At 69.8% G+C, this 25,330-nt stretch carries 32 protein-coding genes; 14 read left to right on the top strand and 18 right to left on the bottom strand.

Annotation, left to right across the window (positions count from 1 at the left end; all coding sequences use genetic code 11):
• Nucleotides 1-75: 75 nt before the first annotated feature.
• Nucleotides 76-1,113 (bottom strand): nicotinate-nucleotide--dimethylbenzimidazole phosphoribosyltransferase, encoded by a 1,038-nt coding sequence (gene cobT, locus FHU13_RS17490; RefSeq protein ID WP_183437138.1) that lies wholly within the window; start codon nucleotides 1,111-1,113, stop codon nucleotides 76-78.
• Nucleotides 1,114-1,281: 168 nt separating this feature from the next.
• Between cobT and cobS the strand changes: the two genes are divergently transcribed.
• The 6 genes from cobS (at nucleotide 1,282) to FHU13_RS17460 (ending at nucleotide 4,846) form a co-directional block, all read left to right on the top strand.
• On the top strand, nucleotides 1,282-2,109 hold the full coding sequence (cobS, locus tag FHU13_RS17485) for an adenosylcobinamide-GDP ribazoletransferase (protein ID WP_183437137.1): 828 nt from the start codon (nucleotides 1,282-1,284) through the stop codon (nucleotides 2,107-2,109).
• Between the two features lie 72 nt (nucleotides 2,110-2,181).
• Nucleotides 2,182-2,856: a DUF6891 domain-containing protein gene (locus FHU13_RS17480; protein WP_183437136.1), complete on the top strand. Its 675-nt coding sequence runs from the start codon at nucleotides 2,182-2,184 to the stop codon at nucleotides 2,854-2,856.
• A gap of 55 nt (nucleotides 2,857-2,911) precedes the next feature.
• On the top strand, nucleotides 2,912-3,121 hold the full coding sequence (locus tag FHU13_RS17475; protein WP_183437135.1) for a DUF1289 domain-containing protein: 210 nt from the start codon (nucleotides 2,912-2,914) through the stop codon (nucleotides 3,119-3,121).
• A gap of 2 nt (nucleotides 3,122-3,123) precedes the next feature.
• A complete protein-coding gene (locus FHU13_RS17470) occupies nucleotides 3,124-3,813 on the top strand; it encodes a TIGR02281 family clan AA aspartic protease (RefSeq protein WP_183437229.1) in 690 nt (229 codons plus the stop codon).
• A 124-nt stretch (nucleotides 3,814-3,937) separates the two neighbouring features.
• Entirely contained in the window at nucleotides 3,938-4,180 is a 243-nt protein-coding gene (locus FHU13_RS27850; RefSeq protein WP_246714721.1) for an outer membrane protein, read from the top strand.
• A 225-nt stretch (nucleotides 4,181-4,405) separates the two neighbouring features.
• Nucleotides 4,406-4,846, top strand: a complete 441-nt coding sequence (locus FHU13_RS17460) for a hypothetical protein (RefSeq protein ID WP_183437134.1) — start codon at nucleotides 4,406-4,408, stop codon at nucleotides 4,844-4,846.
• Nucleotides 4,847-4,935: 89 nt separating this feature from the next.
• On the opposite strand, the gene FHU13_RS17455 is transcribed toward FHU13_RS17460, so the two are convergent.
• The 5 genes from FHU13_RS17455 to FHU13_RS17440 form a co-directional block, all read right to left on the bottom strand.
• Nucleotides 4,936-5,337: a DUF3775 domain-containing protein gene (locus FHU13_RS17455; protein ID WP_183437133.1), complete on the bottom strand. Its 402-nt coding sequence runs from the start codon at nucleotides 5,335-5,337 to the stop codon at nucleotides 4,936-4,938.
• A gap of 223 nt (nucleotides 5,338-5,560) precedes the next feature.
• Entirely contained in the window at nucleotides 5,561-5,695 is a 135-nt protein-coding gene (locus FHU13_RS28250) for a hypothetical protein (RefSeq protein WP_281411621.1), read from the bottom strand.
• Nucleotides 5,696-5,791: 96 nt separating this feature from the next.
• Nucleotides 5,792-6,358, bottom strand: a complete 567-nt coding sequence (locus FHU13_RS17450) for an NUDIX domain-containing protein (protein ID WP_183437132.1) — start codon at nucleotides 6,356-6,358, stop codon at nucleotides 5,792-5,794.
• 28 nt (nucleotides 6,359-6,386) lie between these two features.
• Nucleotides 6,387-6,653 (bottom strand): sulfurtransferase TusA family protein, encoded by a 267-nt coding sequence (locus FHU13_RS17445; protein WP_183437131.1) that lies wholly within the window; start codon nucleotides 6,651-6,653, stop codon nucleotides 6,387-6,389.
• A gap of 80 nt (nucleotides 6,654-6,733) precedes the next feature.
• Nucleotides 6,734-7,132 (bottom strand): hypothetical protein, encoded by a 399-nt coding sequence (locus FHU13_RS17440; RefSeq protein WP_183437130.1) that lies wholly within the window; start codon nucleotides 7,130-7,132, stop codon nucleotides 6,734-6,736.
• A 192-nt stretch (nucleotides 7,133-7,324) separates the two neighbouring features.
• Here FHU13_RS17440 and FHU13_RS17435 point away from each other — a divergent pair, with 192 nt between their 5' ends.
• Nucleotides 7,325-8,848, top strand: a complete 1,524-nt coding sequence (locus FHU13_RS17435; protein ID WP_183437129.1) for a hypothetical protein — start codon at nucleotides 7,325-7,327, stop codon at nucleotides 8,846-8,848.
• 71 nt (nucleotides 8,849-8,919) lie between these two features.
• Here the strand turns inward: FHU13_RS17435 and FHU13_RS17430 are convergent, their stop codons facing one another.
• From FHU13_RS17430 to FHU13_RS17420, 3 genes are all read right to left on the bottom strand, one after another.
• Nucleotides 8,920-10,302: a glutamate--cysteine ligase gene (locus FHU13_RS17430; protein WP_183437128.1), complete on the bottom strand. Its 1,383-nt coding sequence runs from the start codon at nucleotides 10,300-10,302 to the stop codon at nucleotides 8,920-8,922.
• Between the two features lie 185 nt (nucleotides 10,303-10,487).
• Nucleotides 10,488-11,471, bottom strand: coding sequence for an asparaginase (locus tag FHU13_RS17425; RefSeq protein ID WP_183437127.1), 984 nt, complete (start codon nucleotides 11,469-11,471; stop codon nucleotides 10,488-10,490).
• Nucleotides 11,472-11,500: 29 nt separating this feature from the next.
• Entirely contained in the window at nucleotides 11,501-12,253 is a 753-nt protein-coding gene (locus FHU13_RS17420) for a 16S rRNA (uracil(1498)-N(3))-methyltransferase (protein WP_183437126.1), read from the bottom strand.
• Between the two features lie 488 nt (nucleotides 12,254-12,741).
• On the opposite strand from FHU13_RS17420, the gene FHU13_RS17415 reads away from it, so the two are divergent.
• Genes FHU13_RS17415 through FHU13_RS17405 form a run of 3 tightly spaced genes read left to right on the top strand, consistent with a single transcriptional unit; the run spans nucleotide 12,742 to nucleotide 14,374 of the window.
• Entirely contained in the window at nucleotides 12,742-13,170 is a 429-nt protein-coding gene (locus FHU13_RS17415) for a hypothetical protein (RefSeq protein ID WP_246714728.1), read from the top strand.
• Between the two features lie 21 nt (nucleotides 13,171-13,191).
• On the top strand, nucleotides 13,192-14,142 hold the full coding sequence (ubiA, locus tag FHU13_RS17410) for a 4-hydroxybenzoate octaprenyltransferase (protein ID WP_183437124.1): 951 nt from the start codon (nucleotides 13,192-13,194) through the stop codon (nucleotides 14,140-14,142).
• Between the two features lie 43 nt (nucleotides 14,143-14,185).
• The gene (locus FHU13_RS17405) at nucleotides 14,186-14,374 is read left to right on the top strand and encodes an Rmf/CrpP family protein (protein ID WP_183437123.1); all 189 of its coding nucleotides are present in this window, start codon (nucleotides 14,186-14,188) and stop codon (nucleotides 14,372-14,374) included.
• Between the two features lie 8 nt (nucleotides 14,375-14,382).
• Here the strand turns inward: FHU13_RS17405 and FHU13_RS17400 are convergent, their stop codons facing one another.
• Nucleotides 14,383-14,886 carry a DUF6101 family protein gene (locus FHU13_RS17400; protein WP_183437122.1) on the bottom strand — a complete coding sequence of 168 codons (504 nt, stop codon included), beginning with the start codon at nucleotides 14,884-14,886 and terminating at the stop codon, nucleotides 14,383-14,385.
• 368 nt (nucleotides 14,887-15,254) lie between these two features.
• Between FHU13_RS17400 and FHU13_RS17395 the strand changes: the two genes are divergently transcribed.
• The gene (locus FHU13_RS17395; RefSeq protein ID WP_183437121.1) at nucleotides 15,255-16,073 is read left to right on the top strand and encodes an inositol monophosphatase family protein; all 819 of its coding nucleotides are present in this window, start codon (nucleotides 15,255-15,257) and stop codon (nucleotides 16,071-16,073) included.
• Nucleotides 16,074-16,146: 73 nt separating this feature from the next.
• On the opposite strand, the gene FHU13_RS17390 is transcribed toward FHU13_RS17395, so the two are convergent.
• The 5 genes from FHU13_RS17390 to FHU13_RS17370 form a co-directional block, all read right to left on the bottom strand.
• A complete protein-coding gene (locus FHU13_RS17390; protein WP_183437120.1) occupies nucleotides 16,147-16,770 on the bottom strand; it encodes an ABC-type transport auxiliary lipoprotein family protein in 624 nt (207 codons plus the stop codon).
• A gap of 120 nt (nucleotides 16,771-16,890) precedes the next feature.
• Nucleotides 16,891-17,973, bottom strand: a complete 1,083-nt coding sequence (locus tag FHU13_RS17385) for an MlaD family protein (protein WP_183437119.1) — start codon at nucleotides 17,971-17,973, stop codon at nucleotides 16,891-16,893.
• A 71-nt stretch (nucleotides 17,974-18,044) separates the two neighbouring features.
• Nucleotides 18,045-18,881, bottom strand: a complete 837-nt coding sequence (locus FHU13_RS17380) for an ABC transporter ATP-binding protein (protein WP_183437228.1) — start codon at nucleotides 18,879-18,881, stop codon at nucleotides 18,045-18,047.
• Nucleotides 18,882-18,915: 34 nt separating this feature from the next.
• Nucleotides 18,916-20,064: an MlaE family lipid ABC transporter permease subunit gene (locus FHU13_RS17375; protein WP_183437118.1), complete on the bottom strand. Its 1,149-nt coding sequence runs from the start codon at nucleotides 20,062-20,064 to the stop codon at nucleotides 18,916-18,918.
• A gap of 183 nt (nucleotides 20,065-20,247) precedes the next feature.
• On the bottom strand, nucleotides 20,248-21,453 hold the full coding sequence (locus tag FHU13_RS17370) for an MFS transporter (RefSeq protein ID WP_183437117.1): 1,206 nt from the start codon (nucleotides 21,451-21,453) through the stop codon (nucleotides 20,248-20,250).
• 167 nt (nucleotides 21,454-21,620) lie between these two features.
• On the opposite strand from FHU13_RS17370, the gene FHU13_RS17365 reads away from it, so the two are divergent.
• On the top strand, nucleotides 21,621-22,853 hold the full coding sequence (locus tag FHU13_RS17365; RefSeq protein WP_183437116.1) for a hypothetical protein: 1,233 nt from the start codon (nucleotides 21,621-21,623) through the stop codon (nucleotides 22,851-22,853).
• Between the two features lie 100 nt (nucleotides 22,854-22,953).
• Nucleotides 22,954-23,394, top strand: coding sequence for a DUF1489 family protein (locus FHU13_RS17360; protein WP_183437115.1), 441 nt, complete (start codon nucleotides 22,954-22,956; stop codon nucleotides 23,392-23,394).
• Between the two features lie 79 nt (nucleotides 23,395-23,473).
• Here FHU13_RS17360 and FHU13_RS17355 read toward each other — a convergent pair whose 3' ends face one another.
• Entirely contained in the window at nucleotides 23,474-23,701 is a 228-nt protein-coding gene (locus FHU13_RS17355) for an AsnC family transcriptional regulator (protein WP_183437114.1), read from the bottom strand.
• 192 nt (nucleotides 23,702-23,893) lie between these two features.
• Nucleotides 23,894-24,103: a cold-shock protein gene (locus tag FHU13_RS17350; protein ID WP_009866236.1), complete on the bottom strand. Its 210-nt coding sequence runs from the start codon at nucleotides 24,101-24,103 to the stop codon at nucleotides 23,894-23,896.
• A 348-nt stretch (nucleotides 24,104-24,451) separates the two neighbouring features.
• Between FHU13_RS17350 and FHU13_RS17345 the strand changes: the two genes are divergently transcribed.
• Complete coding sequence (locus FHU13_RS17345) at nucleotides 24,452-24,841, top strand: hypothetical protein (RefSeq protein WP_108938852.1); 390 nt, start codon at nucleotides 24,452-24,454, stop codon at nucleotides 24,839-24,841.
• A 52-nt stretch (nucleotides 24,842-24,893) separates the two neighbouring features.
• On the opposite strand, the gene FHU13_RS17340 is transcribed toward FHU13_RS17345, so the two are convergent.
• Nucleotides 24,894-25,328 carry a translation initiation factor 2 gene (locus FHU13_RS17340; protein ID WP_183437113.1) on the bottom strand — a complete coding sequence of 145 codons (435 nt, stop codon included), beginning with the start codon at nucleotides 25,326-25,328 and terminating at the stop codon, nucleotides 24,894-24,896.
• Nucleotides 25,329-25,330: the final 2 nt, after the last annotated feature.

Below are 25,330 nucleotides of genomic sequence, written 5' to 3'. Positions count from 1 at the left end.
CCGCTGCCCTGTCGCCGCCGGAGGGAGAACGGTCCATGGCCGAGAATTTCGTGAGGCCGTCTTAGCCGGCGCGTCTCACTCCGCGCTCTTGCCCGAGACCCCCGCCTGCTCGAAAGTCGCCATGTCGCGGTGGCAGGCGAGCGCGCCCTTCAAGAGGCCGAGTGCCAGGGCCGCGCCCGACGCTTCGCCGAGGCGCATATCGAGCGACAGGACGGGCTTGAGGCCGAGCCGTTCCAGCACCTCGCCATGCGCGCCTTCCGCCGAGCGGTGGCCGGCGATGCAATGGTCGAGGGCGTGCGCGTCGGCGGCGTGCAGCACGGCCGCTGCGGCGGTCGCCACGTAGCCGTCGAGCACCACCGGCACCCGCTGCAGCCGCGCGGCGAGGATGGCACCGGCCATGGCCGCGATCTCCCGGCCGCCGAGCCGCGCGAGCACCGCCAGCGGGTCCCCGAGATGATCCTTGTGGGTGTCGAGCGCCAGCCGCACGGCTTGCGCCTTGCGGGCGAGGCCGGCCGCGTCGAGCCCGGTTCCGCGCCCGACCCAGTGCTCGGCCTGGCCGCCGTAGAGGGCGGCGTAGATCGCCGCCGCGACCGTGGTGTTGCCGATGCCCATCTCGCCGACCGCGAGGCAGTCGGTGCCGGCCGCCACCGCCTCCATGCCGAACGCCATGGTGGCCACGCAGCCCTTCTCGTCCAGCGCGGGCCCGGAGCAGATATCGCCGGTCGGCAGGTCGACGGCGAGGTCGAACACCCGGAAGCCGAGGCCGTAGGCGGCGCAGAGTTGGTTGATCGCCGCGCCCCCGGCGGCGAAGTTCTCGAGCATCTGCCGGTTGACCGCGGCGGGGAAGGCCGAGACGCCGCGCTCCACCACGCCGTGGCTGCCGGCGAATACGCAGACCATCGGCCGGTCGAGGGTCGGCTTGGCCTTGCCCTGCCACGCGCCGAGCCACTCCACGAACGCTTCGAGCCGCCCGAGCGCCCCCGGCGGCTTGGTCAGCTGTGCGTCCCGCGCCCGGATCGCGGCGACCGCATCCCCGTCGGGGCCGGGCATCTCGGTGAGGAGGCGACGAATGTCAGCGAAGGGGGAAGCGTCGGAGGTTGGGCTGGGGGGCATCGGAAGAGCTCGTGCGCGGCGGATCCAGGGAAACACGAAAGGAGGTCGCCCGATCGGCGCGGAGATTGCCACCGGATAGAAGGCGGCGCCGCGTAGCAGGCAGGAGGCTCCCGGCGCTATAGAAGCGGATGGGTCCGCGGTACAGGCGGCCGGACGGAGGGGGACGGAATGATCGAGCGCAGCGGCCGCGATCTAGGACCGCCCTTTCCCGGGGCGGAATGGGTCTACGACCTCGCCGCCTGCCTCCGCTTCTTCACTCGCCTGCCGATCCCGCCCCTGCCCGACGAGCCGGCGCCTTATGCCGCGCCGGATTTCCGTACCGTGCCGCGCATGCTGCCCCTGGCCGGGCTGTTGATCGCAGGGCCTGCTGCCCTGGTGCTGGTGCTCGCCTGGGAGATCCGGCTCGGCCCCTTCGTGGCCGCTGCCCTGGCGCTCGTTGCCCTCGCGCTCATCACGGGCGCTATGCACGAGGACGGCCTAGCCGACGTCGCCGATGGGTTCGGCGGCGGGCAGAGCCGCGAGCGCAGCCTGGAGATCATGCGTGACAGCCGCATCGGCGCCTACGGCGGCACCGCGCTGTTCCTCGGGCTGGCGCTGCGGGCGGCGATGCTCGCGACCCTGCTCGACCGGTCCGGCTCGCTCGCCGCCGTATCGCTGCTCTTCGCTGCCGCCCTATCGCGGACGGTGGCACTGATCCCGCTCGCGATCCTCGACCCCGCCCGTCCGGGTGGCGCGGGTGCCGCCGTCGGCCGGCCGAGCCGCGCGACGCTGGGAATCGCGGGACTGTTCTGCCTGATCCTCGCCGGAATCGCCGCCGTCCTCGGCCTGCCGCCGTTGGGGCTCGTCTTTGCCCTCGTGCTGGCGCCGCTCGCGGCCTTCGGCCTGAGCGCGCTGGCCGAGCGGAAGATCGGCGGCCAGACCGGCGACGTCGTCGGTGCTTGCCAGCAGATCGGCGAGATCGCGGTGCTGCTGGCCCTGGTGGCGGCGACGGCCTAGAGCATCGTCCCGAAAGGTGGTTGCCGGCTTTCGGAAAAAGACGATGCAACATCAGAGACCTAGGACCGCCCGATGCTGAAGGTCCTCTGCGGGCTCCTCGCCGGCCGACGGGCGGCGCAGAGTCGGACGCCTTCTGACACGCCCGCGGAAACGATCGACCGCGCCGACACCGCCGAGCGGATCGAGATCCTGGCGCGGGGCGGCTTCGAGACCGAAGCTTCGACGCTCGAGACGATCCAGGACGAGTACCTGAGCCCGGACAAGATCGCGCCCGACGATCGCCGGTGGATCGAGGCGGAGGTGGCCCGAGCCTTCGCACGCAAGCGGGCCGACGAGGCGACGTGGCCGCTGGAGACGGATTTCGAGCGCCTTGCCATTGCCTTCGACGCGCTTGATGCCAGTGGGATCATCGCGCTGCACGGTGCCGGGTACACCCGCTCGGACGGGATCTCGGACGCGGCCGAGGTGTATCATCAGCGCAGGGAGCGGGGGCGCCCGTCGCGCGGGTTCGTCTTCTACCACGGGCAGGATGTCGAGGCGGTCGTCGCCGACGGGGGACTTTACCTCGCCTTCGGCGCCTTCGACGACCGGGACGAGACCATGGCCGGCATTGCCGCCGAGATCGTGGCGGCTGTTGAGGCGCAGGGATTGCGGACCCATTGGGAGGGTGACGTGGGAAAGCGCATCCTCGTCCACCCGATTCGGTGGTTGAAGCGCAGTCCATCCGACGACCCGCGGGAGGGGTGAGGCTCGTGGCAAAACCCTTGATTCAGGGACCCGCTCCGTCCCATCTGCACGGGCGATGACAGCGACCCTTTCGAAAAAAGCCTCCTCACCCTGCACCAAGGTGTGCGTGCTCGATGCCGTGACGGGCCTGTGCGAGGGCTGCGGGCGCACGCGCGATGAGATCGGGCTGTGGGGCTCGCTCTCCGAGCCGCAGCGGCTGGCGGTCATGGCGGTGCTGCCCGAGCGGTTGCGCCGGGCCTACCCTGAGCGGGATCTGCGCGCGTGACGATGTGGCTCGGCCTCGCCATCCTCGGGATCGGCCTCGCCGTCCTGATCGCCAACCATGATGGCGGCCCGGTGATGGGGCTCGATTCGGATCAGCTCGCCGGCCTCGTCTCGATGACCGCGCTGCTGCTGCTTCTCACCGCGGGCCGCTGGCGGCAGGCACTCGCCCTGCCGGGTAAGACCCTGGGCTCGATCCTGATCTGGCTTGCCATCGGCGCTGTGATCGTCGTCGGCTACACCTATCGCGACGACGCGCAGCGCGTCGGCGCCAATGTCGTCGGAGCCCTGCGCCCCGGCACCGCCGTACTCGGACCCGGCGGCGAGGTGACGATCACCCGCCGCTCCGACGGCGACTTCGCCGTGCTGGCGGAGGTGAACGGCGGCGCCGAAGAACGCTTCGTCTTCGACACGGGGGCGAGCAGCGTCGTGCTCACCGCCACGACCGCCGAGCGGCTCGGCATCCGGCCGCCGGAGAGCGCCTTCACCCAGCGCGTCTCCACCGCCAACGGCACCGCGCTCACCGCGCCGATTCGGCTCGACTCGATCACGGTCGGGCCGATCACCGAGCGCGACGTCAACGCGATGGTGAGCCGGCCCGGTGTGCTGACCACCAACCTGCTCGGCCAAAGCTTCCTCGACCGGTTGCCCTCCTACGAGGTGCGCGGCGACCGGCTGATCCTGCGCAGCCGCTGACGCACCCTTTGCGGGCGTCAGTGGCGCCCCCGCCGCCGAAGCCGCCTTTGCCGGGACCTTGCCTATCGGAACCGCGCCCGCTCCGTGCCGGCGCACCGTCGATGCGCACGCGCACGTCCGGCGGATGGGTGATGCGCAGGTCGTTGACGACGATCGAGCCGACCGGCGGATGGTGCCTATCGCCGCCGATGCCGCGGGCGCCGCCGGGCGTCTCCTCCTCCTGGGGACGCGCGCCGGTGCCATGCGGCTGGGCTACGCCGCCTGTGCGGGCATCGAATACGCCCTGGCGGAGCGTGTTTCGGTGGAGGTCGAAGGGCTCTACGTCGATCTCGACAAGGAGGGGCCGGAACGACCGTCCAAGACGTGAGAGTTCCTGCTTATCGTGGGACCGATCGTTCGGAATCCGGTTTCGGGATCGTGCGCGGCGGCTTGAACTATAAGTTCTGAAATCAAGTCCCTGGCTTGTTTCTTGCTTGAAAGAGTGAACCACAACCACGGAACAATCGTTTGAACGGCTCAGCCTTCCGAGGGCGGGTGATGAACCCGGCTGGCGAAGACTGTGAGGGGAGCGTTTCGAACGGAGATTTTGAACGTGGCCACTCTTGCCTACCCCGCCACCCGGCGCCTTCCCCTGGTCGCCGTGCTCTCGGCTGTCCTGCTCGGGCTCGCGCCGCTGGCCGCCTCCGCCCAATCCGTCGCCGCGCCGGTCGTCGAGACGCCCGCCATCGAAGGACCGACCACGCCCGATCTCGGCAATGGTCTGCCGCAGGGTGCGCTGGTCTTCCACGGCAATTACTGCGGCCCGGGCAGCCGCGGCGCTGGCCTTCCCCCAGTCGATGCCCTCGACCGGGCCTGCATGCACCACGACGCCTGCTCGCCCCCCGTGGGTCAGGGCCTGCCCACCTGCTCCTGTAACGACCGTCTGGCGCGCGAAGCCACCGTAGTGGCCCGCACGCCGCGGATCGACGACGAGTTGCGGACCGCGGCGGAGTTCGTCGCCATCGGTGCGAAGGCGTTGGCCTGCGAACCCTGACCGCTTTCACCTGTGACGCAGTATCGGCCGGGAAACCTGCCCCGGGCCGATACTGCTCTGTACGGGCCGTCTCGAGCCGGCGATGCCGGCTACGATGCTTCGGGCGTCTCCATGGGGATGCCGAGAGCGTCGAGGCCTTCCTCGAGCAGCGAGGCCCCATCCGGCGTGCCGAGCAACTCGCGCATCACCGTGTCACCCGCCGCCTCGCGCTCCTTGGCGAAGCCGACTGCCGTGTGCCATTCCGCCGCCTCGTAGTCGCCGCGGCCGATATAGAGCAGCGCTCCGAGATCGGCCCGCTCGTCCTCGTTGAGCCCGGCGATCATGCTGCGGATCTCCTGCTCGGTGGCGTCGTCGGTGCCGCCGACCAGTATGTCGATCGAACCGTCGTCGGTCGGGTTGGAGCCCGAATCCGGATCGGTCGCGCCTTCCTTCACCTCGACCGCCCGCAGCCGCAGGATGATCTCGGAGACCTTGTCGAGGGCGATGTCCATACGTCACTCCAGCTTCGACGGCTCCCACGGAGAGGGCGGCGCGTCGGGTTCGAACGGAACGCGCCGGGGCCGTCGCGGTCGTTCGGACGAGCCGGTGACGACGGGCTGCAACGGGGGCGCAGAGCCTCGACAACCCATGGCGTGGCCGTTGGTTCGGCGGGGCCCGTGCGCCATGCAGGACGGAGATGGAGCGGGAGCCGGCGGACGAGGCCCCCGCCGAGTCTCACGCGCGCGGCGGATACCCGCCCGGCTCGACGGTCACGGTCCGCGCTGGGCGCTCTTCCTCCCGCCGGTGCCACATCAGCAGGAGGGCCGAAACCACGAGCCAGGGACCGGCGATTCCGATGAAGAACGACATGGGCGCATCTCCCGCGCGGCGGCCTCCGTTGGTGCGAGAGAATCCGTTCCGCGTGAGAGGATGATAGGCGCTGCCGGCCGGCCCGCAAGCCGGTGATCAGGCGAAGAGTTCGGGACGGCGCAGGCGTAAGGAGAGCAGAAGCACCAGCGTCTTCATATCGGTGATCTCGCCGGCCTCGCTCATGGCCGCCAGAGTGGCAAGCGGCATCTCCACCACGGTGATCGCCTCGTGCTCCTCGGCCAAGCCGCCGCCCGGTCCCTCCCGGTCGCTCTCCGCGTAGGGGGCCAGGAACAGGTGCATCCGCTCAGTGGAGATCCCCGGTAGGCTCCATACCGTGGAGATGGGTTCCAACTGCGACAGCCGCAGGCCGGTCTCCTCGAAGGCCTCTCGCCGCACGCCCTCCTCCGGGTCGGCCTCGTCGAGCAGGCCCGCGGGCACTTCGAGCAGATCGGTCACGCCCGCGGTGAAGAACGGCGGTGCGCGGAACTGGCGGATCAGCAGCGCGACCCGCCGCTCCGGGTCGTAGGGCAACACGCAGACGGCCTCGCCGTGATCCTCGATCTCGCGGGTTATCTCGGTCCCCTCGGTGGTCGTCACCTCGGCGACGAGAAAGCTCGCCCAGCCATCGTGGATGGTGCGGGTGCCGCGGATCTCGGGGGGCATGGCGTCTCCAGGCAGGGCTTGTTCGGGATCAGGCTTGCTCGTGCGCCCGGTCGGCACCGCGACGGATCAGGAAGCGCGCGACCGGACCGTCTCGCTCCTGTGCCTCCAGAGCGGCCCCTTCCTCGCGGACGACATTGGGGATGTCGATCCCCGCCAGGGGATCGGTCGCGGTCACGGCAAGGCGTGCCCCGGGCGCGAGGGCGCGCAGGGCTTTGCGCGTGCGCAGCGCCGGAAGGGGGCATTTGAGGCCGCTCAAGTCGAGTTCGACCGCGCCGTCCTGCGAAGTCTCGGGCATGGAAGCGGCGCATAGCACGAAAAAGCCCCGCCGGCTGAACCCAGCCGGCGGGGCGATCGTCTCACGGATGGACGCATCGGCTACCAGCCGTAGGGACCGTAGCCGTAATAGCCGCCATAGGCCGGGTAGCCGTAGCCATAGCCGCCATAGTAGCCGACGGGGCGGGCATAGCCGTAATCGTAGTAGCCGCCGTAATAGCGCGGGGCCGCGCTGGCGGCGATCGCACCGCCGATTAGGCCGAGCGCCGCGCCGGCGAAGAGCGCACCGCCGATGTTGCGGCGGCGATATCCGTAGCCGTAGCCGTAGCGCGGGCCGTAATAACCGCGCCGCCAGCCGACGGTGTCGACGGTGGTGTTGCCGCCGCCGACCTGCGCGGCGTTCATCGCGGGCAGGGGCGCGGCCTGTGCGGGCGGAACGGCCGTCACGGTCAGGCTCGCCGCGGTCAGGCCGGCCAGGGCCAGGGTCGTGATGCGGGACATGGATGCGGACTCCTTAGCCATTAAGGAACACGCAAAGGAACAACGAAGCGTCGAACGCGTTCCAACGGCAAAGCTTACCCCTGGCGAAAATTCGTCACGGGGTGGGCTCTTGGACGGGACCCGCCCTGCGGCAGGCCGGCCGAGCGGTCGCCACGATCCTTCACCGGTGGGTAAGGCCGGCATGATCTGATCGTGACGTATCACGGTACGATCCCGATGACCGTCTCGCCCGCAACCGCATCCGCGTCGATCGCGCAGACCGAACTCGATCGACGCGTCGAGCCCGATCTACGCGTCGCGCTGTGTGCCGCCACCTGTCTCGGCTTGGCGCTGCTCTGGTGGGTGCGCGGCGGCTGGGTCTTCCCCCTCGACGACGCCTACATCACGCTCCACAACGCGCGCGTCCTGATCGAGGGGCATGACCCGAATTACGGCGTCCCGGCGCTCGTCGGAGCCAGCAGCCTGATCCACCTCGTCCTGGTGACGGCGTCCCATCTCGTGCTGCCGGGCGAGGCCGCCTCCTACCTCGTCGCCGGTGTCGGGCCGGTGCTGTTCCTTGCCGGGCTGCTGACACTGGCGCAACGGCTCGGCCTGCCCTGGCGGGAGGGCGCCGCGCTGGCCCTCGTGGGAATGGCCTCGGGCGCCGGCCAGTTCCTCAACGGTCTGGAGACCGGCCTCGTCATGGCCGCCGTGACCTGGACGCTGGTGTTCGCCCTCGATCGTCCGTCGTGGCGGCTCGCGCTGGTCTGCGGGCTCCTGCCGTTCCTGCGGCCCGAACTCGGCCTGCTCTCGCTGGTCCTGATAGCGCGGCAGGCTTGGTTGCGGCTCACCGCCGGACCCGATCGCGCGAAGGTCCTGCGCGCCGTTGCGATGGATGCGGCGGTCGCACTGGCGGCGGCCAGCCCCTGGCTGCTCTGGAGCCTTGCCGCAACGGGTGCCTTGCTGCCGCAGACGATGGCGGCCAAGCACGCGTTCTTCGGCCGGCCCTCCGGCAGCCTGCCCGAGAGCGTCCTCTCCGCCGCCGCGATGACCGTAGGCGGGATCGGGCCGGCGGCGGCGGCTTTACTCTTCCTCGGCCGTGACGGGCCGGGATCGGCTCTGCGGTGGTTCGTGGGCCTGTTCATCCTCGGCTTCGCGCTGACCAACTGGGAGGTGCTCGCGCATAACGGGCACCGCTACACCTTCGCGCTGCTGCCGATCGCCCTGTTTGCCGCGATGCGCCTCGGCGTCGCGCGGGGCTCACGCCTGTTGCGTCTTCTCATCCTCGCTCAGGGCGCAGTCGCCCTGGCATTCCCGACCGATATCGCCGCCGCTCAGGAACGCGTGGCGCAGTACCGGGCCGTCGCGCAATGGGTGCAAGCGAACCTGCCGCAGGCGCACCTGCTGATCCACGATGCCGGCGTGATCGCCTCCGTCACAGACCTGCCGCTCACCGACCTCGTCGGTCTGAAATCACCCGAAAGCAATGCCGACCACCGGCGCTGGACGGCACCAAGCGGCGGAGCCGAGCGGTTCCGCGCCCTCGATGCGATCGCCCGGCGCAGCGGGGCCACCCATGCGATCATCCTCGACGACGCGCCCGACCGCTTTTGGGCCTCTCTCGCGGACGATCTGCGCCAGGGCGGGTGGGGTCTCGATCCGCTGGATACGGGGCGCGCGGGCGGTCCCTACATCCTCTACCGCCTGACGCCGCCCATGAGCGCCGCAGCGGAATAGTCAGCCCGAGAAGCGCGCGATGCGGCCTGTGCCGGGAGCCCGGGCCAGGGGGCCGGGAGCCTCCGTCGAACTCAGAACGTGCAGGTGGTGAAGGCCGGATCCACCGACTTTTCCCAGGCGCCCTCGTAATCGGCCAGCCGCTCCTCCGCGTGGCTGCGGCCGGCGGCGACGATCGACTCCAGCGGCTGGAGATAGACCGCCTCGTCGCGCCCGCTCCCGTCGCGGCGCGCCCGCGCCTGCAGGCCGGTGCGGGCGATGGCCAGTGCCTCCGCTGCGACCGCGCCGAGGCAGCGCCCGCCGATGCTGGTATGGAGCCCGAGCCGCGGCACGGCGGCGCGGATCGATTCTCGCTCGCTCGTGGACCAGCCGCGCACGAGGTCCCAAGCGGCGGAGAGCGCGGTCTCGTCGTAGAGGAGCCCGACCCAGAAGGCCGATTGCGCGGCGATCATCGCAGGCCCACCGACATCGGCCCCGCGCATCTCGAGGAAGCGCTTGAGCCGCACTTCCGGGAAGACCGTGGAGGCGTGGTTGGCCCAGTCCGACACAGTGGCCCGCTCGCCCGGCAATTGCGCGAGGCGCCCGGCCATCAGGTCGCGGAACGAGGCGCCGGCCACGTCGTGGTAGGTCTCGCCGCGCTTGACGAAGTACATCGGCACGTCGAGCAGCCAGTCGACGTAAGCCTCGTAGCCGAAACCCTCGTCGAAGGCGAAGGGGAGCATGCCGGTACGGTCGGCGTCGGTGTCGCGCCAGATCTCGGAGCGGCGCGACAGGAATCCGTTGGGCCGTCCGTCGGTGAAGGGGGAATTGGCGAAGAGCGCCGTGGCGATGGGTTGGAGCGCGAGGCTGACGCGCATCTTGCGCACCATGTCGGCCTCGGAGGCGAAATCGACATTCACCTGCACGGTCGCCGTGCGCAGCATCATGTCGAGACCGAGCTTGCCCACCTTGGGCATGTAGTTGCGCATGATGCGGTAGCGGCTCTTCGGCATCTGCGGCGTCGCCTCGCGGGTCCATTTCGGACTCATGCCGAGGTCGAGGAATCCGATACCGAGAGGCGCCGCCGCGCGCTTCGTCGCGGCGAGGTGCTCGTCGAGTTCGGCCGCCGTTGCGTGAATGTCGGGAAGCGGCGCGCCGGAGAGTTCGAACTGTCCGCCGGGTTCGATCGAGATCGCGCCGCCGCCCAGGCCTCCGTTCTCCTGGCCCGCGAGCCCAATGATGTTGCCGGCGTCCTGGATCGGCTCCCAACCGGTCTCACGGCCGAGATTTTCCAGCAGCGCCCGGATGCCGCGCTCGCCCTCGTAGGGCACGGGGGTGTGGTCGGCCGTGTAGAACGGGATTTTCTCGTGCTCGGTGCCGATGGCGAAGCGCTCGCGCGGCTTCTCGCCCGCGGAAAACCACGCGATCAGTTCGTCCCGCGTCGTCAGCGGGGTGGTGTCGGACGTGTCGCGCGCCATGCGCTGCCTCGAAGGTAACGTCGGTCGAAGGGGTCAGCGGCGCGCCGAGGATCCGCCACCGGAGGGGCCGGTAGCGGCCTCACCGGATGTCGTGTCCTTAGAGGACGCCGCAAGGGTGAACAACGCGCCCGCTGACCGCATGGCAGACATGACACAAGCTTCTGTTCATGGCCTGGGACCGGCGATCACGGATCCGCGAAGAACGACCCGTAGCCCGCCCGATCGACGCCCGCCCGAAGGAGGATCTGGAGCAGCAGCCGCGCCTTCACACCCGACAGGATGCCGGCCGAGAATGCGCCGCGGGCCAGCAGATCGATCTCGCCGCCGGGATATCCGTATGTGCGCGAGAACACAGGACCCGTCTCCGCACGGGAGGCGAGCACCACTGGAATCCGCTCCACCAGGGCGGAGACGGTCTCCGCCAGCGCCTCCGGCACGTGGCCCGCGCCCATTCCTTCGATCACGACACCGCGGAAACCGAGACCGGGGAGGGCGGCGAGCAGGCGCCCGTCGTCGCCGATGCCCATCTTCAGGAGCGCCACCGGGGCCGGTTCCTCACGCAACGACTCGGTCAGAACGGGGCCGCGGCCGGGGCGCAGGAAGATCCGGGTCTCGCCCTCGATCACGAGCCCGATCGGACCGGCGAGCGGTGAGCGGAAGGCCGAGGGCAGGGCGGTATGGGCCTTCTGCACCAGTCGGGCGGCGTGGATCTCGTCGTTGAGCACGGCGAGCACGCCGAGCCCCCGCGCCGCCGCACTTCCCGCGACGATCGCCGCGGCCAGCAGGTTGCCGGGCCCATCGGCCCCGGCGCTTTCCGGCCCGCGCATCGCTCCGGTGACGACGACGGGCTTGTCGCCGGCGACCAAGCTGTCGAGCACGAAGGCCGTCTCTTCGATCGTGTCGGTGCCCTGGATCACCACCGCTCCGTCGAGACCGCCGGCGAGTCGGTCGTTGAGTGTGCGCGCCACGCCGATCAGGTCGTCGAGGGTCAGTCCGGCACTCGGTCGGCGCAGGGGCGAGAGCGTCTCGACCGCCGCCACCGCGGCGAGCCCCGGCACCGAGGCCGCGAGGTCGGCGGCCGTCAGCGTCGGCACGATCCCGCCCTCGCCGCTTCGGGTCATGGTGATCGTCCCGCCGAGGGACAGGAGGAGGATGCGGGGTAACGTCATTTCTTAGGACATCCTCGAATCGGGCCGGTTCACCGCGCGTCGCCGAGCACCGCCTGCACCAGCGCCAGCACCGCCACTGCCGCGGTGTCCGCCCGCAGGATGCGCGGCCCGAGCGACAGAGCGACGGTGTTGGGTCGGGCGGCGATCAGGGCGCGCTCCTCCTCGTGGAATCCGCCCTCCGGACCGACCAGCACCGCGAGCGGCGGCGGACTGGCCGGATCGGCCGCGCCGCGCAGGGCCGCCACCGGATCGGTGACGGGCGCGTCCTCATCGCAGAACACGAGCAGGCGCTCGGCTTCCAGCGCGTCGAGGCAGGCAGGCAGGCGAGTCGGCTCGCCGATTTCGGGCACGGAAAGAATGCCGCACTGCTCGGCTGCCTCGATCGTGTTGGCCTGGAGACGGTCGAGCTTGATCCGTTCCCCTTGGGTGAAGCGGGTGAAGACCGGCTGGAGGCGTCCCGCGCCCATCTCGACCGCCTTCTGCGCCATGTAGTCGAGCCGGCCCGTCTTCAGGGGGGCGAACAGGTAGTGCAGGTTGGACGGGGCCGGTTGCGGCCGGGTCTGAGCCACGATGCGCAGGTCCGCGCTCTTGCGGCCCTGCGGCACGATCTCGGCGCGCCACTCCCCGTCGCGCCCATTGAACAGCAGGACGGGCTCGCCCTCCGCGCGGCGCAGGACGGTGAGCAGGTAATTCGCCTGCGCCCGTTCCAGCGGCAGGACTCGCCCCTCCGCCAGATCCGCTTCGACGAAGAGGCGTGGAGCGGTGAAGTCGTAAGCAGCCATGGTCTCTCGCAGCCAGGCCGGTCTCGTCGCGTGACGGCCCCAGCCTGTCAATCGGCGGCGTACACGACGATCACTGGTGCAAAAAAGGCACGCTCCGAACGTTTCAAAGCGTTTCCCACGCCCATGGCCTTCGGGCGGCGGAACGCACCATTGGCGCCACAATCCCGTGCGCAGAAGACTTCCGCATCGAAACACTTCAAGCCCCTCTGCCGGGCCCAGGGCGCGAGCCGCCAGGGATTCGGGCCGGATGGGCGCTGCGGGATCGGGGGCACACCCGTCGCGGCATGCGGGGAGAAGGACCGGGCCGAATGTCTGCCAGGATGACTGCACCGACGAAGACCGCCGCCGCTCTAGTCGGCCTTGTCCTGCTGGCCGGGCCGGCACTGGCTCAGGGCATGGGGGGCATGGGAGGAATGCCATTGCCGTCGATGGAGACGCCGGCCGAGCCCGCGCCCTCGGCCGCCGCGCCGATGAGCATTCCCGCGCCCATGGCCCCGGCCGCCCCCGCCCAGTCCGTGCCCAAGCAGGCGGGCACCGATTGCAGCTCGATCCAGAAGACGCTGATCGAGCGCAAGAATCTCGTGGCCAAGGCCAACGCCGCCTCGAATTCCAAGAAGAAGATGACGCCGCAGGAGGCCTGCTCGCTGTTCGGCCAGCTCCAGGCCAACGGGACCACCGGCATCAAGTGGATCACCGCCAATAAGGAGTGGTGCTCGATCCCCGATTCGTTCTCGGAGGGCTTCAAGGCCGACCACAACAAGGTCGCGGCGATCCGCACCAAGGTCTGCGGCATCGCTGCCCAGGCCTCGAAGATGGAAGCCCAGGCCAAGACCCAGGCGCAGAACGGCGGCGGTGGCGGCCTGCTCGGCGGTCCCGGCCTGTCGGGCGCCTTCCGCATGCCGCAGGGTGCGCTGTAAGTCTTCAGCGTCGCGTCACCGTTGCCCTCTCCGTCCGAGCCCGGCTCCGGCCGCGTCGCCGACGCGGTCGCCGGCCATTGGGCCGATCGGCTCGCGCCGGCCGGGGCGCGGCCCTATCTGCGGCTCGCCAGGATCGAGCGGCCGATCGGCTGGTGGCTGCTGCTGCTGCCGTGTTGGTGGTCGGCGGCGCTCGCCGCGACCGCCGCCGGGAATCCCGGTCCCCATTCCGGCCACCTCGTGTTGTTCCTGATCGGCGCAGTGGCGATGCGCGGTGCCGGATCGACCTACAACGACATCGCCGACCGGAAGCTCGACGCGCAGGTCGAGCGCACCCGCTCGCGCCCGCTGCCGTCGGGACAGGTGACAACGAAACAGGCCGCCGCCTTCCTCGTGGCGCAGGCGCTGGTCGGGCTGGCGGTGCTGCTGCAATTCAATTCGGCCGCGATCTTGGTCGGCATGCTCTCGCTGGCGCCGGTGGCGATCTACCCGTTCATGAAGCGGCTGATGCCGATGCCCCAGGCGGTGCTCGGCCTCGCCTTCGGCTGGGGCGCGCTGATGGGTTGGGTCGCCGTGTTCGGCCGTCTCGACCCGCCGGCCCTTTGGCTCTACGCGGGCACGATCTGTTGGATCGTCGGCTACGATACGATCTACGCGGTGCAGGACATCGAGGATGACGAGATCGTCGGCATCCACTCCTCGGCCCGGCTGTTCGGAGCGCGGCTGCGGCTCGCGGTCGGGGTCTGCTACGTCGGCACCGTTTCGCTGTTCTTGCCGGCGCTGATCGGTCCAGGGGCCGGCCCGTTGGGCTGGCTCGGGCTCGCGCTATTCGCCGCTCACCTCGCCGGCCAAGTGATGCGGCTCTCCGAGCGCGACGGCGTGCGCGCCCTGGCACTGTTCCGTTCGAACCGCGACGCCGGTCTCATCCTGTTCGCGGGACTCGCCGCCGATGCGCTGTGGCAGGGTTTGCGCTGATCCGGCCGTAGCGGGGACAGACCCCTGCGCCATATCCGGTCGCATGAGTGAGAAAGATCCGCACCGACAGCCCGACGATACCATCGCCGAGGGTGCCCGCGCCCGGGCCCGGGGACGTCCGCGCGACGCCTGCCCCTATCCGCTAAACTCGCCCGAGCGCACGGGCTGGCTCGAGGGCTACGATGGCTCTCCGGCCGACCGCGCGCCGGACAGGCCGCTCGACAACGGCTGAGACTTGTCTCAGCCGCGCGAGATGATCTCGCTCTCGCCCCGGTGAATGCAGGGCCGGGCCGGGAGGCGGGCGGTCTTGCGCCGCACGAGGAAGCGCGGGCGCCGTCCGCTGAGGGCGGCGTGACGGCGGCGCTGGCGGCCTTTGCCGAGCACGACCGGGCCGAGCTGCTTCGAGACCGGGACGATGTCTCCGTCCTCGCGCAGGAGCATCCGGGCGAGACCGCCCTTGGTCGAGATGTCGCGCCAAACGGCCACGACATCCTCCTCGGGAAACGGCCCGAGCCGCATCGCCACCTCGCCCTCGCCATCGATGAGGAGCAGGGCGAAACGGTCCTCGCCGCAGGCGTCGGCCGCGGCGTCGGCGAAGGCCAGAGCCACGCCGGCAGGCTTTGCACTGCCCTGGATCGCACCCAGGAGCGGCAGCGGCGTCACCGGGGCCTCGATGCTGTGTGCGCTCGCCTCGTCATCGCAACCGGGCCGACAGTTCAGATTCGCGCTCTCGAAAGTCATCATCGGTTCGATGCCCTATCCCTCGCCGCGGTCTCTGTCGGATCCGCTGATCTGACAAGCACAGTGCCGGTCGTCTCCCCCAAGGCGCCTTAAGAGTGAGCGTTAAGCGTTCGTGGATCGAGCCGAAGTCTGCCGGATGCTCAACGGACCCTTGCCGGGATTGGTGCAAATGTCGGTAACCGTTCGGACATGGCAGTGGAGGTGTCAGTGGCGGCGCCGGGATCGGCTGCCGAGGCCTTCGTCCTGCGGCGCATGGCTGCGTTTTGCGAAACCGATGGCCATTTTTCCGATCGATGCCCTAGAACGAAGAGGCGTCGGCGCCGTTCAATCGGCATGAGGCCGGCCTCGCACGAACGGCTCCGACCGGATCCATGACCCAGACGACATCCTCTTTCGCGGCGCTGCGGCCCGTGCTGCACGAAGCGATGCGGGAGGCCGCCGCGCTCGCGCTGCCCTCCTTCCGAACCGGTGCGCACACGAGCGCGCGGGTCTGGTCGAAGGCCGGCGGCTCGCCGGTCACCGAGGCCGATGTCGCCGTGGACGCTTTCCTCAAGGTCCGCCTGTCGCAGATCGAGCCGCGGGCGGCCTGGCTCTCGGAGGAGACCAGCGACGATCCCGTACGGCTCGGCCACGACCTCGTCTGGATCGTCGATCCGATCGACGGCACCCGCGCCTTCCTGTCCGGGCATCCGGACTGGTCGATCGCGGTGGCCCTGTTGTCGCGGGGCGAGCCGGTGATCGGCGGCGTCTTCGCGCCCGCGACGGATCAATTCTACGAGGCCGTGGCGGGCGAGGGGGCGACCCTCAACGGGACGCCCATCCGCGTCACGTCGCAGGACAGGCTGGAGGGCGCCCGCGTCACCGGCCCGAAGCCGTTCCAGGATCGCCTGCTCGACGGCGCGGCACGGCTCGGACCGCGCCCCTCGGTCACGGTGATCGATCGGGTGCCGTCGCTGGCCCTGCGGCTCGCACGGGTGGCCGAGGGCCGGATCGACCTCGGCCTCGTCTCCAGGGACGCGCGGGACTGGGATCTGGCCGGCGCCGACCTCATCGTCCGCGAGGCAGGCGGGGTGGTCTGCGACCTTCAGGGCTGTCCGGCGGTCTATAACCGTCCGGAGCCGCGCCACGGCGAGCTGATCGCTGTGCCGCTCTCCCTGCGCGGGCCTGCGCTGGCCGCCTTGGACGCCTGATCGCGAGCCAGGGTAAGCGGGGCAGTCTCTCCGAACCCGCGCGGCTGACCCTTCACCGGGAAAGCCGCGGGCTCTATCGGCCGCTATTCACCCAACGCACGAGGTCGCCGAGGACTTGGCTCAGAGCCGCGTCGAGGCCGGCGGCGGCGCTCTGGGGATCGACCTTCGGCACCGGGACCCGGGCGGTGAAGACGCGGGCGTTGACGACCCGGCCGCTGCCTTCGGCGATCAGCTTGGCCGAGAGGTCCACCACCGCCTCGCCGGTGCCGGAATTGATGTCGAACTCGCGGATCTCGCTGACGAGCTGGTAGTCCGACGGCACCTTGTCGCCGGGCCGCGAGACCGAGCGCAGCCGGCCGGTATTCTCCAGGCTCTGGATCACTCGCGTCTGGATCAGGCGAGGCAGGCGGTCGGCCCACTGGCCGCCGCCGAGGAAGGAGAGGGAGCCGCCGGGCTCGCGCACGATGATGCGGTCGGCCTCCATCGGCTGCAGGCCGACGGGCTCGGACACGACGATCGAGCGCGCCGCGCCCCCGGCGCGGGCCTGACCCGGCAGAGCGGCGAGGTCGAAGGTGAGCGGCGTGCCGCCGCCGCAGCCACCGAGGAGTGCGAGCGGCGCGAGAAGCGCGCCCGCCCGCAGGAAGCGGCCGGCCAGGAGGCGACCGGGAAGAGCAGGCGAGAGAGGAAGACGCGTCATACGCTCGGGCACCGTCCGTTCGCTATCGGGGAGACTGACCTCCCCTCTAGCACGCGGGAGCATACGGCAACGCTCAAGCTGCGCGGTGCGTGCCGACACATTCTCCGGAAACGGGGCCGCTCAGCGGCCACCGTTGTATTCCGGCAACGACGGCTTGCCGCCGAAGATGACCTGCGACGGGTCGCGCTCCAGGCTCCGGGCCGCCCGGCTGAGGGTGTTGAGGGTGCGCTGTCCGTCGGTCGACAGCGCCTCGACCTCGCGCCGGCTGGTGCCCGACAGGCGGTTGAAGCTCGTCGAGATATTGGCGGTGCGCTTGTCGAGGTTCTCCGAGAGCGCGCGGAAGGCCTTGCCCGCCTCGCGCACGGAGATCGCCGCCTCGCGGATCTCGGTGAAGGTGCCTGCCCCCTGCTGGCCCGAGGCCGAGCCGAGGAAGCCCTCGGCCCCCTTCAGGACACCGTCGATCCGGTCGGCGGAGGCGCTGAGCTTGGCTGCGAGCGCGCGGGCGTCGTGAAGTCCGGCCTCGATGTCGGGACTGGCATTGGCGAGCGCGGTCGAGAAGGTGTCGGCGTTCTCGATCACCCGGTTGAGGCGCTGTCCGTCCACCGCCTTCACGAGGCCGGCGATCGATGGGCCGGCCTCGGCCAGCGTCTTCGAGAAGGACTCGACATTGGCGAGCGTGCGGTTGATCGCGCCCTCGTTGCCCGCCACCACCTTGTCGAGGCGCTGGAGCACGTCGTCGGCGCGCTGCGCGATCTGCTTGGCCGCCGCCATCATGTCTTGGATGTCGCTCGAATCCGCGAAGATCGTCGGCATCTTGTCGCCCGAGCCCGGCGTGAGGGCCGGCGCGTCGGCGCTGCCGCCGGAGAGCGCGATCTGCGAGACGCCGGTCAGCATCGCGGAATCGAGCCGTGCGCGGGTGTCGGCCCGCAGAGGGGTCGAGAGGTCGACCTGCACCACGGCGACGACGCGGCGCGGGTCCTGCGGCAGCAGACGCACGTCGAGCGCCTCGCCGACCTTGATGCCGTTGAACGACACGGTCGAGCCCTTGGCGAGCCCACCGACCGAGCCGGAGAAGACGATGCGGAGCGCCTGGGTCGCCTGGCCGCGGGAGCCGCCTTGGAGCCAGAACACGAACCCGAAGGCGGCCAGGACGACGCCGATGGTGAAGGCGCCGATCAGCACGTAGTTTGCGCGAGTCTCCATCGGCTCAGCTCTAATCCCGATCCGAGGGGGCGTAGCGGTGCGCAACCGCACCGTGGGCGATCGCCGCAGCTTTACGCATGGGCGTAGCCTGGCTGCGCGGCTTGGCTCGGCGTCGCGATGGCGCGGGCGCGCTTGCCGTGGAAGTAGGAGCGCAGCCAGGGGTGGTCGCTCGCCAGCATCTCTTCGATGGTGCCCTGCGCGATGATCCGGCCATCCCCCAGCGCCGCGATACGGTCGCAGGCGGTGTAGAGGCTGTCGAGATCGTGCGTCACCATGAAGACGGTGAGCCCCAGCGTCTTCTTCAGGGTCGAGACAAGGTCGTCGAACTCGCCCGCGCCGATCGGATCAAGGCCCGAGGTCGGCTCGTCGAGGAACAGGATCTCCGGATCGAGCGCGAGCGAGCGGGCGAGCGCCGCGCGCTTGATCATGCCGCCGGAGAGTTCGGACGGGTATTTGTCGGCGGCGTCCGGCTTGAGACCGACCATCTCGATCTTGAGGCGGGCGAACTCGTCGAGCAGCCGCTCGGAGAGCTTGAGATGCTCGCGCATCGGCATCTGGATGTTCTGCTTGACGGTGAGCCCCGAAAACAGTGCGCCCTGCTGGAACAGCACGCCCCAGCGCTGCTCCAATTGGCGCCGCCGGGCGACGGTGAGGCCGTCCACGTCCTCGCCGAAGATCTCGATGGTGCCGGAGCGTTTCGGCACGAGGCCGAGGATGGTCCGCGTCAGCACCGACTTGCCCTGTCCCGACGGACCGACGAATCCCAAAATCTCGCCGCGACGGATGTCGAGGTCGAGCCCCTTCATCACGGTGCGGTGGCCGAAGCCGACCACGAGGTCGCGCACGCGAATAATCGCGTCGCTCGGGGCAGCGTCTTGCTCTGCGACAGGAAGATGAGGGGTGGCCAAGATGTCGGTCCGGATGTCGTCTGCCCGCATGATGCTAGAAATCGATCGCGGCGAAGAAGACCGCGAACAGGCCGTCCAGCACGATCACCATGAAAATTGACTTGACGACTGAGGCGGTGACGTGGCGCCCAAGTGACTCCGCCGAGCCCTCAACCGCAAATCCCTCGATCGTCGCGATGATGCCGATCGTCAGAGCCATGAACGGCGCCTTGATGAGCCCGACCGCGAAGTGGTGGAACGACACCGCCGCCTGGAGCCGCGCCAGGAAGGCATCGACGGTCATGCCGCCATAGAGCGCGGCGGTGAGACCGCCGCCGGCGAGCGCGGCGAGCGAGCCGAGGAAGGCCAGGATCGGCAGGCCGATCACCAGGGCGAGGATGCGCGGCAGGATCAGGATCTCGATCGGATCGAGCCCCATCACCCGCAGGGCATCGACCTCCTCGCGCATCCGCATCGAGCCGATCTCGGCGGTAAACGCCGAGCCGGAACGGCCCGCCACCATGATCGAGGTGAGGAGCACCCCGAGTTCGCGCAGGATCAGCAGGCCGATCAGGTTCACGACGAAGCTCTGTGCACCGAAGCGCTGGAGCTGGAAGATGCCCTGCTGCGCGACGATGCCGCCGACGAGGAACGAGATCAGCACGATGATCGGCACGCCGCGCAGGGCGACCTGTTCGAGCTGGTTGACCAGCGCCGCCATGCGGAAGGTCTGCGGCCGGCGCGCGACGCGGCCGCCGGCGGCGACCACCTCGCCGAGGAAGGCGATGCCGGCCAGGATCTCGTTGCCGCCGCGCGCGACGCGCCGACCGGTGGCGTCGAGGAAGCGCAGAGCCGGGTTGCGGGTATCCTGCGGCGCCGGCTCGGGCTCGCGCAGGCCCATCTCGCCGAGGAGGATGCGGTGCTCCGGCCGCGCGCCGGCATAGGCGAGGCGCCCGCCCGCCGCCTCGACCTCGGCACGGGTCCGCTCCAGGACCCATGCGCCGAGGGTGTCGAGGCGCACCAACCCGCTCAGATCGACCAGCACCGGCTGGGATCGACCCTGCGCCGCAATGCGCGCCGAGGCGCTCTCCACCGCCGGACCCTGGTCAGCCGTCCAGCGCCCGTGCAGCATCACGCGGCCGCTGCCGGCGTCGAGCTCGGCGCCCGCGGTCTCCAAGATGCCTGAGCCGTCTGCGATCCGCACGCGTCGCTCCCGCTTCCGCTCCAAAAGTCTTGAAACGAAATCCTTACCAAGATGCGTCGAATCCGATCGGTCGGGTTCGACGTCGCGGCCGACCGGAGTCGCCTCCCGGGGCGCTGCCCCGATCCCCGCCAGAGGGACGTTCCCTTTGGAATCCCGATTTCGGGTTCGTGTTGGAAGCGCTGCCTATACCTTATGGGGGGAGCCGCCGCCAAATCGGCGGGGATCATGGATGCGTTGCGCCAGTGCCACGAGGACGAGGCCGGCGAGCGCCAGCGGCGCCATCATCAGGAAGGTCGAAGGCCCGCCGAACGAGCGGTAGACCGCGCCGCAGGCCAGCGTCGCCAGCGCTGAGACGAGGGCAGTCGAGGCACCCACCGTCCCCTGTGCCCGGCCCCGCGCGCCCTCCGGTGCGAAGCCGGAGACGGCCGCCATCACGCCGAGATGGGTCGCGCCGAAGCTGAGGCCGTGCAGCATCTGGAGCGGCAGGAGGAGGGCGAGGTCGCCGTCCGCGAGGCTGAGGCCGAGGGCCCGCACCAGGGCGGCGCCCGCGCCGAGGCCGAGCAGGCGGAACGGGCTGCGCCAGCGGGCGGGAAGGCGGCCGACGACGGCGAACAGCGCGATCTCGGCCGCGACGCCGACCGCCCAGAGCGTGCCGATCCACGGAGCCGAGACGCCGTGGCGCGCCCAGTCGAGGCTGCCAAAGGCGTAGATCGCCGCGTGGCTTGACTGGATCAGCGCCGCCGCGGCGATGGAGAGTCGGAGCACCCGCGGCAGGGGCGGAGAGGCCCCCTTCTCGGGGGAGCGCTCGACGGCCGGTCCGGCCTCCGGGCCGGAGGCGGCGACGATGGTCGCGGCCAGCGCGAGCCCGGTGAGCAGCAGCGGCACCGCCACCTGGTCGCCCAGCACCCCGAGCAGCGCGCCGCCCGCGAGATTGGCGGCGAAGAAGGCGACCGAGCCGCACAGCCGGATGCGGGCATAGTCGATCCGCTTCGAGCGGCGGGCGGCGGCGAGCGTCAGGTAGTCGATGCTCGGCACGAGCGGGGCTTGCGCCACGGCATTCACGACGATCAGCAGGCCGAGCAGTGCCGCCGCGATGGCAGCCGCCGCCGGCATCAGGGCGTAGCTCAGCGCCAGGGTGAGGCTGCCGATGACGAGCAGGGTGCGCGGGCGCACACCGTGATCGATCAGCCCCATCAAGGGCCGTGTCGCCACGACCTTCGTCGCGATCGGCAGGGCGAGCAGAAGGCCGATCACCCCAGCGTCGAGCCCGAGGGCGCCGAGCCAGACGGGCATGAACGGCATGGCGATGCCGATCTCCACGAAGACCACGGCGTAGAGGAGGCCGAGCCGGGCGGGATCGGGCTCACCGGTCGGGACTATGCGTGTCACGGGATCGCGGCGAAGCAGGCCGCCCCTCTAATCGGCAGAAAACGCCGCGCTGCGGGGCGAAGCGAGGAAAAGCGTAAGCCGCCGTTAAAGCGCGCCTGTCAATCTCGCGCCGACCGTCAATCGTCGCGGCACTCCTCGCGGTGGGGCCCGAGTCTTTGCGGGGTGTAATGTCGAGTTCCCGTTCCCTGACGCCGCTGGACGCGTCGCAATACGATGCCATCGAGGATGCCGTCCGAGAAACCGAACGGGGCCGGTGGTTTCTGACCGAATATGCCCGCCGCAACCGCAACGCCGACACCGAGGTGCTGCTGGACGCGATCCGACGCATCGAGAACGTCGTTACGACGGACCGGCCAGACGATGTCGGGCGCTTCCGCGGCGACCTGATGGAGATGGCCGACGCCATCGCCCGCACCCGCGCCGAAGTGGCTGCCCTCTCCGCGCCCGAGCAGGGCGAGAGCCGCCTCACCGTGGCTTCGGAGGCCCTCGACGCGATCGTGCGCGCCACGGAGCGGGCGACCTCCGACATCCTCAGCGCTGCCGAGGAAGTCCAGGAAGCGGCCTGGACCCTGCGCGAGACCGGAGCCGATTCAGAGCTGTGCGACGCCCTCGATCGGCACGCCACGCAGATCTACACCGCCTGCTCGTTCCAGGACCTCACTGCGCAGCGCACGAGCCGCGTGGTGCATACCCTGCGCTACCTCGAGAACCGCATCGCCTCGATGATCGGGATCTGGGGCAATCCCGACGACGCGGTGCCGTCTCTCGATCAGAATGCGCAGGCGGCGGCGGCCGCTCTCGATCAGAGCGATGTCGACCGCTTCCTCGATATGGAAGGACCGGTGCCCGCGCCGACCAGGGCCGCCCGGCCGCCGCTGCCGACCATGGTTCTCGACGACGATCTCGCCTTCCTTCCGGAGAGCGCCCAACGGGCCGAGCCGATAGGCGAAGAGGAGCCGGCTGCACGGATTCCGGCCGAGGCGGCCTCTCCCGCCATGCTCCTCGCTGACGAAATTACGGCCGACCTCGCGGCTTTGAAAACACTGACCATCGATGCCGTGGACGCCGCTGCCGTGGCGGCCGAACCGGATCCGGAGGCCGACCCGGTGATCCTCGACCCAGGTTCGGCGGAGGTGGAGATCGAGGCGGACGTAGCCGCGAGCGCATCCGACGTCGTGCCGGAATTCGAAGACACCGAAACGGTCCAAGACGCCGAGATCGTCGAAGAGACCGAGCCGGCGGCCGAACTCACCGTTCGGGACGAGCCCGATGCGGTCATGCCTGTGGCCGAGCCCCTGGTGGTGGCAGCCGTGGAGCTGGTGGCGGAGGACGAACTCGCCGCTGCCTTTCCCGACCTTGATACGCTGAGCATTGAGGAGAAGATCGCGCTCTTCGCCTGATGGCGCGGCTTAACGCACCGCTGCGGTTCTTCATGCCGCATCGGTCCATACAAAATCGGTCGGCCACTTTCCGGGCCGATGGCTTATACGGGCCCGCGTCATGGCCCTGCATCTTCTGAAGCTGTGCGTCGGTCCCGCCTCCATCGAGGAGTTGGAGGCGCGAATTGCCCACAACCGGGCGGAGGCCCTGCGCCTCGGCCAGGAGCCGGTGACGGCGCACGTCACCCGCATGTTCCCGAAGCGGGCGCTGGCCATCGCCGGCGGCGGCTCGATCTACTGGGTGATGAAGGGGACGTTGACCTGTCGTCAGGCAATCCGCGCTATCGAGCCTGTGACGGGAAGCGACGGGATCGATCGCTGCCGCCTCGTCCTTGATCCGGTGGTGAGGCCGGTCTCGCCGCGTCCCTGCCGCCCGTTCCAGGGCTGGCGCTACCTGGAAGCTCGTGACGCGCCGGCCGACCTCGATCGCGCCAGTGCCGGGGAGGTCGCCGAGATGCCCGAGAGCCTGCGGCGCGAATTGGTCGCGTTGGGTTTGATTTGAGGAATTTTTCGGAGGCTGTCCGCTGGTCGTGCGTAACAGCCGGGATGGCCCCGCTCCGGAGGGTGCGAGGCCCGGCCGATCAGGCCGCTTCCTTCAGTCGCACGGCGCCCGGGGTGATCCCGAGGCGGTCGGCGAGGTGCCAGCGCAGCTCGCGCGGGGAGTGATACTCGTAGGAAGGGTCGATGAGGTGGCTGAGGTCGGCCTGCGCGGTGCGCGCCTGCGTATCGACCAGGCTGCCCACCCGGAAGGTCGCCGCGTTGGTCACGGGCGAAATGGCGCCGTCGTGGCGCCGAAACTCGAACGTCATTGTTTTCTTCTTTCTCACCGGATCCCGCGCCACCGATTGGCGTGGCCGGCGTCGTTTCTGGTTGTTTTGTTTATCGGCGGCGCCCGCCGTGAGGCAGCCCGGGAAACAGGTTCCCGGAGCCTTCGATCGGTGGGTGCCGCTTCGTTGTCGGTCAGCGCGGTCGGGCCGGCGTAAGTCCGGCCCCGAGACGGATCAGACCGCCTGCAGGTTGCCGGCCGCGTCCTTGCCGCTGCGCTTGTCGGTCAGAACCTCGTAGGAAACCTTCTGGCCCTCGACGAGGTTGCGCAGGCCCGCGCGCTCGACAGCGGAGATGTGGACGAAAACGTCCTTGCCGCCGTTATCCGGCTGGATGAAGCCGTAGCCCTTGGTCTCGTTGAACCACTTAACAGTCCCAGTATCCACGAATAGTTCCTTCGTTCTTCACACGCCAAGCGCAAGCATTCGCTCGAAGCGAGCACGTGGCAGCGTCCGCCGATTTTGCGGGATGACGAGCATTATGCGGATGAATCGAAGCCTTTCGCTCCGCCGCGCCCGTCAGGCCTACATGTAGGCTGGGGATGCGGCCTTAACAAGGCAGAATGGGAGGCCGCCGCTGCGGAGCCTCGCACAGGGCCGCTGACCAGACCTCGGATCGGGGCATGGAGTACCGCCTCCGCCACCCTGTGACAAAGCGCAGGGCCGATGCATATATGAACGTCAATCCAGGCGGTTACGGGACCGCCCTCAAGGCAAGTTCAAGTCAGGCGGTTCATGGCGGGCATCTCGGTTTCCCTCGAAGGCGCGAACATCCAGCTCTCGTTCCAGAAGGACGACCAATCCACGGCGGTGGTCATGGATGCCCGCGCCGCCCGCGCCCTCGTGCGCGCCGTCGGCCAGCTCCTCACCGCCATCGACGACGACGGCGAGGTCGACTTGCCCGACGAGAACGGTGACGAGGAAGTCGCCATGCTCGACGTGACCTCCTCGGCCATCGAGGTCGGGACAGACGAGCAGGGTCAGGCTGTGGTGGCCCTCCAGGCCGGTGCGCTGCCGCCGTTCCAGCTCCGCCTGACCGACGAGGAGGCCCGCCACGTCGCCGCGAGCCTCAGCGAGATTCTGGCCGCTCCGCGGGATGTGAGGACCTCCCACGGCGGACATTGAGGACGAGCCTGATCGGCGGGCGGCTGCCGTGTCGGTCCGATCGAACCTTCGATCAGACCTGCGGCTTGCTCCGGCGGCGGCGCGTGCGCTCCGCGCTCGGTAGGGCATCCGGCACCAGGATGACGGCAACCGGGTTGGGCGTGTGATCCATGGCCGCGCCGGTATAAGCATCGACGCCCATCCCGATGACGCCACCGGCCAGGACGTTGCCGGCGAAACCTGCGGCGCCCGTGCCGACCACCTTGGTACGCACCGGCACGGTCTGCGGCTGAAATCCGGGTTTTGTGAAGGTCACGTCGAACTCTTCGGACCGCGGTACATCGAGCGAGCAGGGCGTCGCCGGGCAGAACCGGTTCGTCGTGGTGGCGATGGCCGCGCCGGGCGGCTCGGACGTGAAAGCGATCAACTCAGTCGTGCCGCGCGTGACGCTTCCGCACGCGGCGACGCTCGCCGCGACGAGCGCGGTGGCCAGAGCTTGTTTGAGCATGA

It is taken from the genome of Methylobacterium sp. R2-1, from assembly GCF_014191355.1.
Classification (GTDB): domain Bacteria; phylum Pseudomonadota; class Alphaproteobacteria; order Rhizobiales; family Beijerinckiaceae; genus Methylobacterium.
Note: the sequence above shows the minus strand (reverse complement) of the source record. Positions and strands in the feature narration are given on the sequence as shown.

Excerpts from the sequence above, each read along its gene's own strand:
- cobT (WP_183437138.1), bottom strand. The coding sequence starts at position 1,113 with ATGCCCCCCAGCCCAACCTCCGACGCTTCCCCCTTCGCTGACATTCGT.
- cobS (WP_183437137.1), top strand. The coding sequence starts at position 1,282 with ATGATCGAGCGCAGCGGCCGCGATCTAGGACCGCCCTTTCCCGGGGCG.
- FHU13_RS17480 (WP_183437136.1), top strand. The coding sequence starts at position 2,182 with ATGCTGAAGGTCCTCTGCGGGCTCCTCGCCGGCCGACGGGCGGCGCAG.
- FHU13_RS17475 (WP_183437135.1), top strand. The coding sequence starts at position 2,912 with ATGACAGCGACCCTTTCGAAAAAAGCCTCCTCACCCTGCACCAAGGTG.
- FHU13_RS17470 (WP_183437229.1), top strand. The coding sequence starts at position 3,124 with ATGTGGCTCGGCCTCGCCATCCTCGGGATCGGCCTCGCCGTCCTGATC.
- FHU13_RS27850 (WP_246714721.1), top strand. The coding sequence starts at position 3,938 with ATGGGTGATGCGCAGGTCGTTGACGACGATCGAGCCGACCGGCGGATG.
- FHU13_RS17455 (WP_183437133.1), bottom strand. The coding sequence starts at position 5,337 with ATGGACATCGCCCTCGACAAGGTCTCCGAGATCATCCTGCGGCTGCGG.
- FHU13_RS28250 (WP_281411621.1), bottom strand. The coding sequence starts at position 5,695 with ATGTCGTTCTTCATCGGAATCGCCGGTCCCTGGCTCGTGGTTTCGGCC.
- FHU13_RS17450 (WP_183437132.1), bottom strand. The coding sequence starts at position 6,358 with ATGCCCCCCGAGATCCGCGGCACCCGCACCATCCACGATGGCTGGGCG.
- FHU13_RS17445 (WP_183437131.1), bottom strand. The coding sequence starts at position 6,653 with ATGCCCGAGACTTCGCAGGACGGCGCGGTCGAACTCGACTTGAGCGGC.
- FHU13_RS17440 (WP_183437130.1), bottom strand. The coding sequence starts at position 7,132 with ATGTCCCGCATCACGACCCTGGCCCTGGCCGGCCTGACCGCGGCGAGC.
- FHU13_RS17430 (WP_183437128.1), bottom strand. The coding sequence starts at position 10,302 with ATGGCGCGCGACACGTCCGACACCACCCCGCTGACGACGCGGGACGAA.
- FHU13_RS17425 (WP_183437127.1), bottom strand. The coding sequence starts at position 11,471 with ATGACGTTACCCCGCATCCTCCTCCTGTCCCTCGGCGGGACGATCACC.
- FHU13_RS17420 (WP_183437126.1), bottom strand. The coding sequence starts at position 12,253 with ATGGCTGCTTACGACTTCACCGCTCCACGCCTCTTCGTCGAAGCGGAT.
- FHU13_RS17415 (WP_246714728.1), top strand. The coding sequence starts at position 12,742 with ATGGCCCCGGCCGCCCCCGCCCAGTCCGTGCCCAAGCAGGCGGGCACC.
- FHU13_RS17405 (WP_183437123.1), top strand. The coding sequence starts at position 14,186 with ATGAGTGAGAAAGATCCGCACCGACAGCCCGACGATACCATCGCCGAG.
- FHU13_RS17400 (WP_183437122.1), bottom strand. The coding sequence starts at position 14,886 with ATGATGACTTTCGAGAGCGCGAATCTGAACTGTCGGCCCGGTTGCGAT.
- FHU13_RS17395 (WP_183437121.1), top strand. The coding sequence starts at position 15,255 with ATGACCCAGACGACATCCTCTTTCGCGGCGCTGCGGCCCGTGCTGCAC.
- FHU13_RS17390 (WP_183437120.1), bottom strand. The coding sequence starts at position 16,770 with ATGACGCGTCTTCCTCTCTCGCCTGCTCTTCCCGGTCGCCTCCTGGCC.
- FHU13_RS17385 (WP_183437119.1), bottom strand. The coding sequence starts at position 17,973 with ATGGAGACTCGCGCAAACTACGTGCTGATCGGCGCCTTCACCATCGGC.
- FHU13_RS17365 (WP_183437116.1), top strand. The coding sequence starts at position 21,621 with ATGTCGAGTTCCCGTTCCCTGACGCCGCTGGACGCGTCGCAATACGAT.
- FHU13_RS17360 (WP_183437115.1), top strand. The coding sequence starts at position 22,954 with ATGGCCCTGCATCTTCTGAAGCTGTGCGTCGGTCCCGCCTCCATCGAG.
- FHU13_RS17355 (WP_183437114.1), bottom strand. The coding sequence starts at position 23,701 with ATGACGTTCGAGTTTCGGCGCCACGACGGCGCCATTTCGCCCGTGACC.
- FHU13_RS17345 (WP_108938852.1), top strand. The coding sequence starts at position 24,452 with ATGGCGGGCATCTCGGTTTCCCTCGAAGGCGCGAACATCCAGCTCTCG.
- FHU13_RS17340 (WP_183437113.1), bottom strand. The coding sequence starts at position 25,328 with ATGCTCAAACAAGCTCTGGCCACCGCGCTCGTCGCGGCGAGCGTCGCC.